Annotated in this window: 15 protein-coding genes; 10 read left to right on the forward strand and 5 right to left on the reverse strand. The window is 67.4% G+C overall.

What is annotated here, in order from left to right:
* Nucleotides 1-24: 24 nt before the first annotated feature.
* Nucleotides 25-1,296 carry an urea ABC transporter substrate-binding protein gene (urtA, locus tag AB0M45_RS01875; RefSeq protein ID WP_364321659.1) on the reverse strand — a complete coding sequence of 424 codons (1,272 nt, stop codon included), beginning with the start codon at nucleotides 1,294-1,296 and terminating at the stop codon, nucleotides 25-27.
* Between the two features lie 376 nt (nucleotides 1,297-1,672).
* On the opposite strand from urtA, the gene AB0M45_RS01880 reads away from it, so the two are divergent.
* Nucleotides 1,673-3,502 carry an acyl-CoA dehydrogenase gene (locus tag AB0M45_RS01880; protein ID WP_364321662.1) on the forward strand — a complete coding sequence of 610 codons (1,830 nt, stop codon included), beginning with the start codon at nucleotides 1,673-1,675 and terminating at the stop codon, nucleotides 3,500-3,502.
* Nucleotides 3,503-3,600: 98 nt separating this feature from the next.
* Here the strand turns inward: AB0M45_RS01880 and AB0M45_RS01885 are convergent, their stop codons facing one another.
* Complete coding sequence (locus AB0M45_RS01885) at nucleotides 3,601-4,437, reverse strand: TetR family transcriptional regulator (protein ID WP_364321665.1); 837 nt, start codon at nucleotides 4,435-4,437, stop codon at nucleotides 3,601-3,603.
* Nucleotides 4,438-4,511: 74 nt separating this feature from the next.
* On the opposite strand from AB0M45_RS01885, the gene AB0M45_RS01890 reads away from it, so the two are divergent.
* Complete coding sequence (locus tag AB0M45_RS01890; protein ID WP_364321668.1) at nucleotides 4,512-5,744, forward strand: MFS transporter; 1,233 nt, start codon at nucleotides 4,512-4,514, stop codon at nucleotides 5,742-5,744.
* Between the two features lie 99 nt (nucleotides 5,745-5,843).
* Here the strand turns inward: AB0M45_RS01890 and ramB are convergent, their stop codons facing one another.
* Entirely contained in the window at nucleotides 5,844-7,250 is a 1,407-nt protein-coding gene (gene ramB / locus AB0M45_RS01895) for an acetate metabolism transcriptional regulator RamB (RefSeq protein ID WP_364321671.1), read from the reverse strand.
* A 96-nt stretch (nucleotides 7,251-7,346) separates the two neighbouring features.
* Here ramB and AB0M45_RS01900 point away from each other — a divergent pair, with 96 nt between their 5' ends.
* The 6 genes from AB0M45_RS01900 to AB0M45_RS01925 all read left to right on the forward strand — a co-directional run bounded on the left by AB0M45_RS01900 (nucleotide 7,347) and on the right by AB0M45_RS01925 (nucleotide 12,545).
* Complete coding sequence (locus AB0M45_RS01900; RefSeq protein ID WP_364321674.1) at nucleotides 7,347-8,858, forward strand: ATP-dependent DNA ligase; 1,512 nt, start codon at nucleotides 7,347-7,349, stop codon at nucleotides 8,856-8,858.
* A gap of 170 nt (nucleotides 8,859-9,028) precedes the next feature.
* Entirely contained in the window at nucleotides 9,029-10,285 is a 1,257-nt protein-coding gene (locus AB0M45_RS01905; protein WP_364321677.1) for a lipase family protein, read from the forward strand.
* 88 nt (nucleotides 10,286-10,373) lie between these two features.
* Entirely contained in the window at nucleotides 10,374-11,594 is a 1,221-nt protein-coding gene (locus AB0M45_RS01910) for an inorganic phosphate transporter (protein WP_364321680.1), read from the forward strand.
* 11 nt (nucleotides 11,595-11,605) lie between these two features.
* Nucleotides 11,606-11,890 (forward strand): hypothetical protein, encoded by a 285-nt coding sequence (locus AB0M45_RS01915; protein WP_364321683.1) that lies wholly within the window; start codon nucleotides 11,606-11,608, stop codon nucleotides 11,888-11,890.
* 11 nt (nucleotides 11,891-11,901) lie between these two features.
* Nucleotides 11,902-12,237: a DUF3349 domain-containing protein gene (locus tag AB0M45_RS01920; RefSeq protein WP_364321686.1), complete on the forward strand. Its 336-nt coding sequence runs from the start codon at nucleotides 11,902-11,904 to the stop codon at nucleotides 12,235-12,237.
* A 17-nt stretch (nucleotides 12,238-12,254) separates the two neighbouring features.
* Entirely contained in the window at nucleotides 12,255-12,545 is a 291-nt protein-coding gene (locus tag AB0M45_RS01925) for a DUF3349 domain-containing protein (protein WP_364321689.1), read from the forward strand.
* Here the strand turns inward: AB0M45_RS01925 and AB0M45_RS01930 are convergent.
* Nucleotides 12,540-12,980, reverse strand: a complete 441-nt coding sequence (locus AB0M45_RS01930) for a DUF4254 domain-containing protein (RefSeq protein WP_364321692.1) — start codon at nucleotides 12,978-12,980, stop codon at nucleotides 12,540-12,542. The genes AB0M45_RS01925 and AB0M45_RS01930 overlap by 6 nt on opposite strands.
* A 58-nt stretch (nucleotides 12,981-13,038) precedes the next feature.
* Entirely contained in the window at nucleotides 13,039-13,329 is a 291-nt protein-coding gene (locus AB0M45_RS01935) for a hypothetical protein (RefSeq protein WP_364321695.1), read from the reverse strand.
* A gap of 184 nt (nucleotides 13,330-13,513) precedes the next feature.
* On the opposite strand from AB0M45_RS01935, the gene AB0M45_RS01940 reads away from it, so the two are divergent.
* Nucleotides 13,514-14,374: a helix-turn-helix transcriptional regulator gene (locus tag AB0M45_RS01940; RefSeq protein WP_364321698.1), complete on the forward strand. Its 861-nt coding sequence runs from the start codon at nucleotides 13,514-13,516 to the stop codon at nucleotides 14,372-14,374.
* A 10-nt stretch (nucleotides 14,375-14,384) separates the two neighbouring features.
* Nucleotides 14,385-14,582 carry a DUF397 domain-containing protein gene (locus AB0M45_RS01945; protein WP_364321701.1) on the forward strand — a complete coding sequence of 66 codons (198 nt, stop codon included), beginning with the start codon at nucleotides 14,385-14,387 and terminating at the stop codon, nucleotides 14,580-14,582.
* The last annotated feature ends 91 nt before the right edge of the window (nucleotides 14,583-14,673 follow it).

The following is a 14,673-nucleotide window of genomic DNA, read 5'->3' on the forward strand; positions in this document are numbered from 1 at the left end:
CTGGGCCGCGGACACGGTTGCGGATTACTTCAAGCCCTTCGCCCAGTCATACGACTTCAGGTACGGGTCCGGGGTTACCGCCTTGCCAGAGTCCCAGACGGTGTAGATGAGGCCGTCGGGGCGGATTTCGCCGATGCGGGCGGTCTTGGTGATGTGGTGATTCGAGCCGTCGATGGTCACCAGACCCTCGGGGGCTTCGAAGCTCACGCCGTCGGCGGCGGCCTGAATGTCTTCCACCTTGAAGGATTTCGCCTTCTCGACGGTGTTCTTCCACAGGTAGACCGACGCGTAGGCGGCTTCCATGGGGTCCGAGGTCGGCTTGTCGGCGCCGAACGCGGCCTTGTAGTCGGCGACGAACTTCTTGTTCACCGGGGTATCGACGGTCTGGTAGTAGTTCCACGCGGTGAGCTGGCCCGCGATGTTCTGCGCGCCGATGCCCGCGACCTCCTCCTCGGCGATGGACACCGAGATCACCGGCATATCGGCGGCTTTGAGGCCCGCGCTGGTGTACTCGCGGAAGAACGCGACGTTGGAATCGCCGTTGAGGGTGTTGAACACCGCGCCCGCCTTGGCGGTGCGGACCTTGTTCACGATGGTGGAGAAGTCGGTGGAGCCGAGCGGGGTGTAGTCCTCGCCCTTGATCTCGATGCCGTTGGCCACGGCGTAGGCCTTGATCTCGCGATTGGCCGTCTGCGGGAAGACGTAGTCGCTACCGACCAGGTAGAGCGACGTGATGCCCTTCTGCTTCAGGTAGTCCAGCGCCGGGATGATCTGCTGGTTGGTGGTCGCGCCGGTGTAGAAGATGTTCTTGCTGTCCTCCAAGCCCTCGTACTGCACCGGGTAGTAGAGCAGCGAGTTGAGGCTTTCGAACTTCGGCTTCATGGCCTTGCGGCTCGAGGAGGTCCAGCCGCCGAACACTGCGGCGACGCAGTCGGAGCTGATCAGCTTCTCCGCCTTCTCCGCGAAGGTCTTCGGGTCCGATGCACCGTCCTCCAGCACCAGCTCGATCTTCTTGCCGAGCACGCCGCCCGCGGCGTTGATCTGGTCGACGGCCAGCTTGGTGGAGTTGGCGACGGTGACCTCGGAGATGGCCATCGTGCCGGACAGCGAGTGCAGCGAACCGACCTTGATCGCGTCCTTCGACGTGTCCACGCAGGACACGGCGTTCGAACCGGTCGAGGCGTCGTCCTTGGCGCCGCAGGCGGTCAGCAACAGGCCGGCGAGTGCGACCGCGGTCGGTACCGCCATCGCCTTGACCAAGCGCCGATGGCGCGGGATGGCACGGGAATCTGACATGGGGCGGCCCCTTCTCCTCATCAGGTGTGCGACGGCGCTGGGTTCGCGCCGCATCGAATACGCGCGGCTTTTGCCCCGGTCATGGCGGTACACCGGGCTGTATACAACCGCTGTATTCGTGATGCGAACGGTAGACAGAAGTTGTTGCGCCGGAATATCTCTCGATGACGAGTCCGTTTCGTCTGTTTCGCGCGTGTGAACCTTTGCGGTTAACGGTCGATGAACGGTTGTGAGGTCCTGGCAACCCGCTGGCCGTCGCGGCGCCGGCTACGGTTGCGTAGCGTCGCCGCGATGCGGCACGCTTCGGTTCGTACGACGTCAGAACCGTCTGTCCCGGCGGCGGCGCCTGCCGCGGACTCGAGTCGAGGAGGACGAGATGGGCCACTACAAGGCGAACCTGCGGGACATCGAGTTCAACCTTTTCGAAGTGCTCCAACTGGACAAGCTCCTCGACACCGGCGCCTACGGCGATCTCGACTCCGACACGGCCCGGGAGATCCTGGCGGAGGTCGGACGGCTGGCGGAGGGCCCCGTCGCGGACTCCTTCGCCGCGGCCGACCGGGAGCCGGTGGTGTACGACGCGACCACGTTCTCGATCTCGGTTCCGGAGCCGCTGCGCAAGACCGTCGCCGCCGTGCGCGAGTCGGGCTGGAGTCGTCTGGGCATGCCGGAAGGTGTGGGCGGCACGAGGGCGCCCGCGGCGCTGGTCTGGGCGGTCGCCGAGATGATCACCTGCGCCAATCCCTCGGCGTCGTTCTTCAACATGGGCTCGGTCATGGCGTCGGTGCTGTACAACGTCGGCACCGAGCAGCAGAAGCAGTGGGCCACGCTCGGCTTCGAGAAGGGCTGGCAGGGCACCATGGTGCTGACCGAGCCGGACGCGGGCTCGGACGTCGGCGCGGGACGGACCAAAGCGATCCGGCAGGAGGACGGCTCCTGGCACATCGAGGGCGTCAAGCGCTTCATCTCCGGCGCCGAGGTCGGTGACACGGCGGAGAACGTCTTCCATCTGGTGCTGGCCCGGCCGGAGGGCGCGGGACCGGGCACCAAGGGCCTGTCGCTGTTCTACGTGCCGAAGTTCCTGTTCGACCACGAGACGCTGGCACTCGGCGACCGCAACGGCGTGTACGTCACCGGAGTCGAGCACAAGATGGGCCTGAAGTCCTCGCCCACCTGTGAGGTGACTTTCGGCGGCAGCGGCGTGCCCGCCAAAGGCTGGCTGGTCGGCGAGGTGCACAACGGCATCGCGCAGATGTTCCAGGTGATCGAGAATGCGCGCATGATGGTGGGCGTCAAGTCCGCGGGCACCCTGTCGACCGGCTACTTGAACGCGTTGGACTACGCCAAGGAGCGCGTGCAGGGCGCCGACCTGACCCGGATGACCGACAAAGCCGCGCCGCGGGTGACCATCATCCGCCACCCGGACGTGCGGCGCTCGCTGGCCATGCAGAAGGCCTACGCCGAGGGCCTGCGCGCTGTGTACCTGTACACGGCCGCCCACCAGAACGACGATGTGGCACAGCATGTTTCCGGCGCCGGACCCGATCTGGCGCACCGGGTGGATGATCTGCTGCTGCCGATCGTCAAGGGCGTCGGTTCCGAGCGGGCCTACGAGTACCTGACCGAGTCGCTGCAAACGGTGGGTGGCTCGGGTTATCTCCAGGACTATCCGATCGAGCAGTACGTCCGGGACGCGAAGATCGACTCGCTGTACGAGGGCACCACCGCCATCCAGGCGCAGGACTTCTTCTTCCGCAAGATCGCCCGCGATCGCGGCGTCGCGCTCGGCCACGTGAACGCGCAGATCGCGGCGTTCCTGGACACGAAGACCGGCCGGTTCGACACCGAGCGCGAGCTGCTGCGCAACGCGGCGACGGACGTGCAGGCGATGGCGGCCACGCTCACCGGCTACCTGATGGCCGCGCAGCAGACGCCCGCCGAGCTGTACAAGATCGGCCTCTGCTCGGTGCGCTTCCTGCTCGCGGTCGGCGACCTGCTCATCGGCTGGCGACTGCTGGTGCAGGCGGAGATCGCCGCCGCGGCGCTGGCCGCGGACGCGCCGGAAAAGGACCGCGCCTTCTACACCGGAAAAGTCGCCGTGGCATGCTTCTTCGCCAAGAACGTGCTGCCGAACCTGACCGCGGTGAAGGGGATCATCGCCGCGCTCGACAACGACATCATGGAATTGGACGAGGCCGCGTTCTAGCTCTCGTCACCCGAGCCTGTCACCGAGGACCTCGAACGTCGCGCCTCCGAGCCGACGGTCGAGGTCGGTGGCTTGGTGGGCCGGCCGGTGCTGTGTGGTCAGGCGTCGGGGTCGGCCAGCAGTTTGAGTACGACCGGGCGCGACAGTGTGCCGGAGACCTGTCTGGCCAGCTGATTGGCGCTCGCCCCTGCGGCGTGGGCCGCGCGCAGAGACGTGGCGAGTTCGTCGCGGGCGGTTTCTGCGGCGGCTTGGGCGTCACGGAGTCGAGCGGCGGCCCGGTCCACGTCGGATTGCCCGGTGGTCAAGTCATTGACCAGCTCCACTTCCGGAAGGCGCGCACCGTGCTCGCCGACGGGCGACTCGCGCCGCATCGCGGCCCTGGCGAACTCCATCAGGAACCGCCGGGTGCCGTCGGTGTCCTCCGCGGCCTCGCCCAGCAGCAGCCTGGTGGTCTGCGGCACCGCGAGCGACCAGTTGGCCAGGCCGCACAAGGCGAGCAGCAGGCGGCCCGCGTCGGAGGAGTCGACGTCGAATTGCTCTTGGGCGCGGTCCGATTTGCGTACGTAGTGCTGGGCGCGCCAGCCGTCGATGTCGTGCGCGTCCGCGCCGCGGTGCAGTGCCTCCCACAGCATCAGCCGCAGCAACTGGGGATTGTTCCTGTGGTAGTCGAACAGCTTCCCGACGTACGCGCCGGGTTCGGTGTCGGCCAGCGGTTCGACCACGGTGATGAACTCGCGCAGTGTCTCGATCAGGATGACGTCGAACAGCTTGTCCTTGCTGCCGAACAGCCCGTAGATGCGTTCCTTGTTGACGCCCGCCGCCTCCGCGATGCGGTCGACCCTGGCCCCGGCCAGCCCGTACTGCGCGAATTCCGCGCGCGCGGCGCGCAGCAGGGCCTGCCTGGTCGCGTCACTGCGTTTCATCGTGGCCGTCATGGCGAACACTTTACCAGTTCATTAAACCAACTATTTGGTTGACATCGTGCCGCTGACGGACTTACCTTCGACGCATGGCAATGCCCATCGTTCAGCCCACGGCCGGCACGTCGGCCGTGACGCGCACCGCAGGCGCGTCATCCAGTGCCCACACCCGGCGCACCCTCCCCTTCTTCGTCCTCTCCGCCCTCCTGGCCACCGGTCAGATGTACGCCCCTATCCCGCTGTTCACCGCCATGAAAGCCGACTGGGGCGTCGGCTCGGCCGTAATGACCTGGATCATCAGCGCGTTCGCCTTCGGATACGCGGGCGGCTTCGTCCTGTTCGGTCCGCTCTCCGACCGCTACGGTCATCGGCGGGTGCTGGTCACCGGAATGCTGGTCACCGCGGCGGTCACACTGTTGACCGGTTTGGCGTTCAGTGCGCCGCTGGCTGTCGGCCTGCGAGTGATCCAAGGCTTGGTGGTCGGCTCGATGCCGCCGGCGATCATGGCCTATGTGGCCACCCGTCTCGACCCCGCGCACCGCGCTGTAGCGACGATGTCGGTGTCGACGGCGTTCCTCGCGGCGACAGTGGTCGCGCAGATCGTGTCGCAGGCGATGGTCGGCGCATTCCCCTGGCGCACCGTATTCATCGCCTCCGCGGCCGTGTTCGCCGGTATGGCGCTGGTATTGCACTCGATGCTGGTCGCCGACGCCCCGGCGGGGCGGGACCGGCCGTTGCGCCACAGCTACGCCGCCATCCCCGCGGTGCTGCGTATCCGGCCGCTGCTACCGCTGCTGCTCGCGGGCGCGCTGAGCATGGCCGCAATGGTCGGCGTGTACACCGGCCTCGAATTGACCGGGGTGATCGAGAGTTCGGGGGAACTGCTCGCGCTGCGCGCCGGCGCGCTGCCGGTGATGATCGCGCTGCCTTTCGTCGCGGTCCCGCTGGCCAGGCTGTCCAAGCACCGGCAGATCGTGCTGGGCGTGCTGATCGCCGCGTCCGCGATGGTGGTCGCGACCTTCGAAGGCGCGCATCCGGTCGTGCTGACCGTCCTGCTCGCCGTCCTGGTCGGCGGCGTCGGCGTCGTCGCTCCCGCGGTATTGCAGAGCGCGGGCGAACTGGGCGGCGAATCCCGCGCCGCCGCCATGTCGGTGGCGATGTTCAGCTTCTACGTGGGTGCCACCATCGGCCCGCTCATCGCCGCGGCCGCGGCGCCCTCCGGATTCGCGGTACTCGCCTCGATCTTGGCGCTGCTGCTCGTCGCGGCCCTCGGTATGACGGTTGTCGGCCTGCATACCCAGCGGGCGGTAGCGTCCGCCTGACCGAACATGATGTCCGGCTGGTATCGGTACTCCCGATATCGGCCGGACGTGGGTTCAGGTCGAGGTCGGTTCGCCTGGTTGGAATCACCTGGTCGGCGACTACTTCAACACATACGGCGAGACCGAGCTGCGGTGTTCGCTGATGTCGAGCACCTTGCCCAGGGGCGGGAACGCGCGCTGCGGGCAGTTGGCCCGCTCACATACCCGGCAGCCAGCGCCGATCGGTGTCGGCTGCACTTCGTCGAGATCGATGCCATCGGCGTAGATCACGCGGCTCGCGTGGCGCAGCTCGCAGCCGAGGCCGATGGCGAAGGTCTTGCTCGGCTGGCCGTAGCGGGTGGCGCGGCGCTCCACCGTGCGGGCGACCCACAGGTACTTGCGGCCATCGGGCATCTGGGCGATCTGCGTCATGATCTTGCCGGGGTAGGCGAAGGTCTCGTAGACGTTCCACAGCGGGCAGGTCCCGCCGCTGGCGGAGAAGTGGAAACCGGTGGCGGACTGGCGCTTGGACATGTTGCCCGCCCGGTCGACCCGGACGAACGAGAACGGGACACCGCGCAGCGACGGTCGTTGCAGCGTGGAGAGCCGGTGGCAGATGGTCTCGTAGCTCTGGGTGAAGAACGCCGACAGCCGCTCGATGTCGTAGCGGAAATCCTCGGCGACCTCATGGAAGTGCGTGTACGGCAGCACCGTCGCCGCCGCGAAGTAGTTGGCCAGGCCGAGCATGGCCAGCTTGCGGGCGTCCTCGGAGGCGAAATTGCCCTCCTCGACCAGTTTCCCAAGCAGGTCGCCGCATTCGAAGTAGGCCAGCTCGGCGGCCAGCTTGAAGGTGCGCTGCCCACCGGACAGATGCGGGGCGATCTCCAGGCTCCGGGTCTCCGGGTCGTAGCGGTGCAGCACGCCCTCGCCGAGATCGATGCGTTCGATGATCCGCACGTCGTGCGCGCGCAGCATCCTGGCGACCTCGCTGTTCACGTCGCCGCCGTGGAAACGGATGCGCGCGGTGAGCTCTTCGGCGGCCGTGTCCAGCTCGTGGATGTAGTTCTGGCGCTGATAGAAGTAGTCGCGGACTTCCTCGTGCGGCTTGCTGATCGCCGCGCTGCCCGCGCCGTCGGCAAACCGGTCCTCGGTCGCCGCGGCCAGCTGGGCGGAGGTGTTGCGGTAGCGGTTGTGCATGTTGACCAGTGCGCGGGCCATGCTCGGATGCGCCGAGACGATGTCCGCGATCTCCTGTGCATCGGCCTCGATACCCAGCTCCTGGTCCATGACCACCTCTTGGAGCTCGGCGATGAGCCGGGTGTCGTCCTGGGCGGCGAAGAAGGTCGCGTCGACGCCGAACACGTCGCTGATCTTCAGCAGCACCGGTACGGTCAGCGGGCGCACGTCGTGTTCGATCTGGTTGAGGTAGCTCGCCGAGATCTCCAGCTGCTGTGCCAGCGAGACCTGGCTCAGCCCCCGTTCGGTCCGCAGCTGACGCAACCGCGCTCCGACGTAAGTCTTGGCCATGCGCCCAGCCTATGGACAGTTTCGCAGCCATGCCAATGCGGGATTAGCAGTCGGGTCGCCGCACAGGTGTCATACCTCACGGCTACCGTCGGCAGGGTGTTGTTCTCGGATGTCGTCCTGGCCTCGGAGACCGTTCGGGCGACCGGGTCACGAAAGACGAAGATCGCCACGTTGGCGGGGCTGCTGACGTCGGTCGCGCCGGATGAGCTGGCGCCGGTGGTCGCCTGGGTTTCCGGTGAACTACCGCAGGGCCGGATCGGAACGGGCTGGCGCACACTCGCCGCGCTGGATCATCCACCTGCGGCCGCGGCGAGGCTGACGGTGTCCGCGGTGCATGCCGCGCTGACCGATCTGGCCGAGACCTCCGGCTCCGGCTCGGCGGCCCGGCGCAAGGAACTGCTCACGGCGCTTTGGTCCGCCGCCACCGCGGATGAGCAGGGCTTTCTGCTGCGCCTGCTGACCGGGGAGTTGCGCCAGGGCGCGCTGACGGCGGTCGTTGCCGAAGCCGTGGCGATCGCCGCCGACGTGCCCGCCGATCTCGTTCGCCGTGCGTACATGCTGTCGGGCCAGTTGCCGGTCACCGCCGCGGCCGCGCTGACCGGCGGCGCCGCCGCGCTCGCCGAGTTCCGGCTCGAGGTCGGTCGTCCCATTCAGCCCATGCTCGCCTCACCCGGCGCGACGCTGGACGAGGCGCTGCTCGAATTCGAGGGCGAGGTGAGCGTCGAGCACAAGTTGGACGGCGCCCGCATCCAGGTGCACCGGAATGGCGATCAGGTGCGGGTATTCACCAGGACGCTGCGTGACATCACCGCGGGTGTCCCTGAGCTGGTCGACCTGGTCTCCGGTCTGTACTGCACAAGCGTGGTGCTGGACGGGGAGACACTCGCGCTCACCGACGCCGGGCGCCCGCGCCCGTTCCAGGAGACCATGAGCCGCTTCGCCGAGGTGAGCTCCACGCGCGAACTGCTGCTGCACCCGTACTTCTTCGACTGCCTGCACCTGGATGGCCGAGACCTGCTCGACGCTCCGCTAGCGGAGCGGCGCGCCGCGCTGACGAAAGTGGCGGGTGAACACAGCATTCCCGCGCTGCTGCGGCCGGACGCCGAGGCGGCCGCCGAATACTTCGACGGCGCCCTCGCGGCAGGTCACGAGGGCGTGATGGTCAAATCGTTGACCGCGCCGTACGCGGCGGGCAGGCGCGGCCGGGCCTGGCAGAAGATCAAGCCGACACACACCCTCGACCTGATCGTGCTCGGCGCGGAGTGGGGCTACGGCCGCCGCACGGGCTACCTGTCGAATCTGCACCTCGGTGCCCGCGATCCGGACACGGGCAACCCTGTCATGGTGGGCAAGACCTTCAAAGGACTCACCGACGCGCTCCTGCACTGGCAGACCGCCGAATTCCCGCGGCACGAGCGATCCCGCGATCAGCACACCGTGTACCTGTGGCCGCGGCTGGTCGTCGAGATAGCCCTCGACGGGGTCCAGGTCAGCCCGCGCTATCCCGGGGGCGTCGCCTTGCGCTTCGCTCGCGTGGTGCGCTACCGCCCGGACAAGGAACCCGCCGAGGCCGACACCATCGACACCGTTCGCGCGCTGCTGCCCTGATCATCGGCCGCGAAGTGTGAAGCACGCTCGATCCGCAGAGGGTGCGTGTCGGGCGTGCGAAGCGCGTTGAGCCACTGTAAGTATGGGCAGCGCAAGGTTCCGGATGGCCGCCACAATGCAATGGTTCGGCCGGTTCGTGCTTCCGGACAAGGAATCGGCGGGTGGGTGGGATGATGCGAAAGTTTCTGTGCGGGCGTTCGGCCCGATTGCTGGTGGCGCTGCTCGGCGCGGTGGCGGTGAGTGCGGTCGGGACGCAGGCGCAGGCGAATCCGATCGAGCAGTTTCTCACGCCCTCGCGTGAGTACAGCGGAATTCTGCCCACGCCGCTTGGCGATCCGTTCTACACGCCGCCGCCGGAGTTCGAGAGCCGGCCGCCTGGAACGGTTCTCGCGTCCCGTCCGGGCGGCACCGGCCTGACGCTGTTCCCGTTGACCTCGACCGAACTGCTGCTCCGATCCATCGACGCCAAGGGCCGCCCGGTCCCGGTGGTCGCGACGCTGCTGGTGCCGAAGACGCCGTGGACCGGGCCGGGACCACGCCCACTGTTGTCGTTCAACGCCGCCATCGATTCGCTCGGGCATCGGTGCGCGCCGTCCTACGAGCTCAGGAGCGAGCTGTCGGCCAAGCTGTGGGCCGCCCAGATTCCCTTGTCCAAGGGCTACGCCGTGCTCGTGCCGGACCATCAGGGCCCGCGGCAGGCGTACGGGGCGGGTGTGATGGCCGGGCACGCGGTGCTCGACGCGATCAGGGCCGTGGTGGCAACCCCGGAGTTCGGCTTGCGGCCGGACACGCCGACGGTGGTCACCGGATACTCCGGTGGCGCCATCGCGAGCGGGTGGGCGGTCCAGTTGGCGCCGGAGTACGCGCCGGAGCTGAATCTGGTCGGTGCGGCGTTCGGCGGCGTTCCCGCCGACTTCGGCATGCTGCTGGACACCATGAACGGCCGCAACCTCGCGTCCGGGGTCTTCCTGGCCGCGACGCTCGGTCTGGCGCGGGAGTACCCGGAGATGCTCGGGTTGATGAACGACAATGGCTGGCGCCTGGCCCAGATCGGCAAGGACTTCTGTATGTCCGCGCAGGAGTTCGCCGGGGTGGTGGCGCCGATTCCGGTGCAGGTGCTCACCGACACGGCCGCGCCCACCGATCTGCCGGTGATCAAGGAGATCCTGGCCGCCAATCGGTTGGGCGCTGCCGCGCCGACGGTGCCGGTGTTCCTCTATCACGCCACGCACGATCCGTGGGTGCCCCTGGCCGGCGCGGAGAATCTCTACGCGGACTGGTGTCGCGCCGGGACACCGGTTGATTTCCAGGTCTACGTCGGCGAACACTTCGTGGTCGGGCTCAGCGGTATTCCCGGCGCGACCACCTGGATCGACGATCGCTTCGCAGGCCGGCCGGTAGCCTCCGGCTGCACCCGATCCGGCTGAACAGGGCGAACCAGGCTAGTCCATCCCGGACGAACGACTCGCGGCAACCGGGCGGCACTCGAATTCGCCGGTGCTTCACACTGGAGGCGTGACCGTCGAACTACTGGTTCTCCTGATCGTCATCGGCACGGCGCTCGTCTTCGACTTCACCAACGGATTCCACGACACCGCCAATGCCATGGCGACCTCGATCGCCACCGGTGCGCTCCGGCCGCGCGTCGCCGTCGCGCTCTCGGCGGTGCTGAACCTCCTCGGCGCGTTCCTGTCCGTCGCCGTCGCCGCGACCGTGGCCAAGGGGATCGTCCGGCTGGACGCGGTTTCGGGTCACGATCTGCTCGTCATCGTGTTCGCCGGTCTGGTCGGCGGGATTCTGTGGAACCTGCTCACCTGGTTGTTCGGGTTGCCGTCGAGTTCCTCACACGCGCTGTTCGGCGGTCTGATCGGCGCGACGCTGGCCGCGCTCGGCTGGAGCGGGGTGATCTGGGCCTCCGGTTCGGACGGCGTGGTCACCAAGATCATTCTTCCCGCGGTGCTCGCCCCGATCGTGGCCGCGCTGGTCTCGGCGATCGGCACCTGGCTGGTCTACCGGATCACCAGGGGCTCAGCCGAGGACAAGGTCACCGAGGGCTTCCGCTGGGGCCAGATCGGCTCCGCCTCACTGGTCTCGCTGGCGCACGGCACCAACGACGCGCAGAAGACGATGGGCGTGATCTTCCTCGCGCTCGTGGCGCACGGGACGCTCACCAAGAACGACGAGATGCCGCTGTGGGTGATGGCCGCATGTGCCGTGGCGATCGCGGCGGGCACTTATCTCGGCGGCTGGCGGATCATCCGGACACTCGGTAAGGGCCTGGTCGAGATCGACTCACCGCAGGGCTTGGCGGCCGAATCCGCCTCTGCGGCGATCATCCTCACCTCGGCGCACTTCGGGTTGCCGTTGTCCACCACGCAGACCGCGACCGGTTCGATCCTCGGCACCGGCCTCGGCAAGGGCGCGGAGGTGCGCTGGGGCGTGATGGGACGAATGGTGGTCGCCTGGTTGCTCACCCTGCCGCTGGCCGGGCTGGCCGGAGCGATCTGCTGGGCCATCGCGCACGTCATCGGCGGGCTGGCGGGCGTGCTCGTGGTCTTCGGCATCCTGATCGCGCTGTCGGCGCTGATGTACCTGCGGTCGCGACGCAACCCGGTGCACACCGGGAACGTCAACGAGTGGCCGGGCGACAGCACGGATTCCCAGGCGATTGCGGAGAAGCCCGCTGACGGCGGCCCGGCGGCGCCCTCGAACTCGACCCATTCGGCCCAGGTGTAGGAGGAGCAGGCGTGCACACTCTCGTCACGAATCTGAGCTCGCTGGGGAAGGTGACCGCGGCCGGGCTGCTGCTGGGCGCTGGCCTGCCGATGATCTTCGCGATCGGAGTGCGGTTCTGGTCCCTGTCGGCCACCGTCGCCGCGGACGGACGCACGGTGCGGCGCAACTATCCGGCGCTCGCTGTCGCGCTGGTGTGCCTCGCGCTGGTCATCGCGGCGATCATCAGTGGAATCCTGTACACGGCCAGGGCGTTTCTGGCGGCCAGATTCGGCATCCATCTGTTCGGACAGGCATGAAGGGCGGCAGTGTGACCGATCAAGCGAAACCCGCGCCGATCCGGCCCAAGCTGCTCGGCAAGGTCGTGCGCTGGCTGCGTGCGGGTTACCCGCAGGGCGTTCCGCAGTCGGACTACGTCGCGCTGTTGGCGGTGCTGCACCGCCACCTCACCGACTATGAGGTGGCCGCGATCGCCGAGGAGCTGACCGCCTCGAATCCGGAAACCGGTATCACCCGCGCGGAGATCGAGCAGGCCATCGCCCTGCACGCCAAGGAGCAACCGGACGACGACGATATCGCCCGCGTCGCCTCCCGCTTGGCGGCGGGTGGCTGGCCCTTGGCCGACCCGCCCGCCGATTCCGACTGACCGAGACGCGATCGCCGATGCCTCCCTTCCTGAACGCGATCATCGACTGGCTGCGGGCCGGATATCCGGAGGGTGTCCCGGAATCCGACTACATCCCGCTGCTCGCTCTGCTGCGCCGCCGCCTGTCCGACGAGGAGGTGGCCCGGATCGCCGCCGAGCTGGCCGATTCCGGCGACACGACCGATATCCAGGTCACCATCACCAAGATCACCAACGACATGCCGTCCGAAGCCGACGTCGCTCGGGTGCGCGCCCGCGTCGAGGCGCGCGCCTGGCCGGACCCGGAGATCGGTGCTGGAGGTTCATGACGCCGAGCGTGGGCCGCTGAGGTAGGGCAGGCGGCGCACTCCTGCCGTCACCTCATAGGCGAGGTCTTCGTAGCCGAGCGCGAGTTCGGCGAGGCGCTCCCAGGCGTCGTGCACCGCCCATTCCGGTGCGGCGGGCAGGATCTCGTGGGCGGACGCGGAGAACTGGGCGAGCCGGTCGATCACCATACCCACGGTTTCGGTGTGCATGAGGGCGCCGCCGTGCGGAAGCGGCATCTCGGTGGCGACCAATCGGTCGATGGCGAGGACGAGCCTGGCCCGATGCTGATCGATGTCGTTCGACCCGCCCGGCTGGGCAACCAGCCGACGCTGGTGCAATCCGGCGAGTAGGTGCGCGGACGCCAGGATCGGATGGTCGTGGCGCGGCGCCGCGCGGCAGGCATGCAGGACAAGTTCTTTGGTCGGCAGCGGTCGCACCGCGATTACCCCCTGTATCGATTGGCAGTGCCGGGCAGTACGCGAAACGCGCGAGTCATCAACGATGCCGCCTGTCCGGGCGCGGCAATCGGTACCCATGACGGGGGTCCCATGGCTTCTCGATGACGACAAGGCCGAGCGCTTCCATCGCCGTCAGCCCGATCCGGCTCGCCAACTCCTCCATCAGCGAAACCATCTCCGCCGCTTGGATAGCCGCCGTCGCCTGCTCCGTCGTCACCATCCGACCGCGCAGATAGGACACCACCCACGCATCCTCACTGACCCGCCGCGCCTGGTGCGGCGTCCGATCACCCACCATCCAAGCCCGGTCGATGACGTGCACAGACATACAGAACCCCCTCCATCCCCGCCGAGCGGGTCCGGAGCCCCCGCCTGTGATGCGCGACACAGAAAGGCTATGGTCAGTCCATTGATAAGTCAAGTTGACCAGTCACTTTGACAAACTCGATGTGCCATGGATGCGGGTACGGTCTTCTGCACGAACAGCCGGAGCCGGAAGGACGCAGGGGACGATGGCATCACTCTCGCCCACGGTCGCGCGCTGGGAACTCATGCTCCGAATCAAGCGCCGCCGCACCGAGTTCGACGTCACCGGTGCCGTGATCGCCAAGGAACTCGGCTTCACGCTCTCGTACTGGTCGAAGGTGGAAAAGGACCGCATCCTCGCCGAAGACAAACTGCGAAAGCTGATGAACCTGCTGGAATTCGATCCGGACGAACGCGAGGAAATGCTGCGTCTGCGTGAAATCGCGAAGCGGCGCGGGTGGTGGTCGGAGTACGCCGGGCTGCTGTCGGATGAAGTGGCACGCCTCTACGGGTTGGAGTACGGGGCACACAACATCCGGAGCTACACGAGCATCCTGATCCCCGGTTTGTTGCAGACAGAGGAGTACGCGCGGGCGGTGATCTCCGTCGATCGGGCGCGGATTCGCCAAGTCGAGATCGACCGCTGGGTCGAAGTGCGCATGCGGCGCCAGGAGCGGCTCACCGGAGCGGAGCCGGTGCAGCTGACCGCGATCGTCAACGAGGCCGCGCTGACGCAACGAACCGGTGGCGTCGACATCTTGAAACGGCAGCTCCGGCATTTGGTCTCGGTTGCGGATACGCGTTCCGACGCGGTCGACATCCGGGTCATCCCGTTCGACGCGCCAGGTGGTGCGTTGCTGACCGGTGCGTCGTTCCACCTGCTCGGTTTCGACAGCGCACTCCTACCCGACGTGGCGTGGACCGAGACATTGGTTCACCTCGGCGTGATCGAGGACGGTGAGTCCGTCCGGCACCTTTCCACCATGTTCGGCAACGCCCTCGCCGAGCATGCGCTTTCGCGGAACGAGTCGATGGCGGTGATTGAGCACATACTCGCTGCGCTGTAGCGTGATCGACATGGGCTGCGCGGCCGGATGGTTCAAGTCATCACATTCGAACGACAGTGTCGCGTGCGTCGAGGTGTGCTTCGACGGTGATCTAGTGCTGGTTCGGGACAGCAAGTTTCAGGGATTGCCGGACACACGTCCCGTGCTCGCGCTCACGCCATCGCAGTGGTCTGCCTTCACATCGGCCATCCGAGCCGAGATCGCCTAGACGAGTAAGTCCGAAGTCCCGGCGTTGTCCGGACATGGACGGAGGGCGTCGAAGATCATTGTGTGACGAACGACCTGGACGCCCTCCTGAC

The organism is Nocardia sp. NPDC051787 (assembly GCF_040681325.1).
GTDB lineage: Bacteria > Actinomycetota > Actinomycetes > Mycobacteriales > Mycobacteriaceae > Nocardia.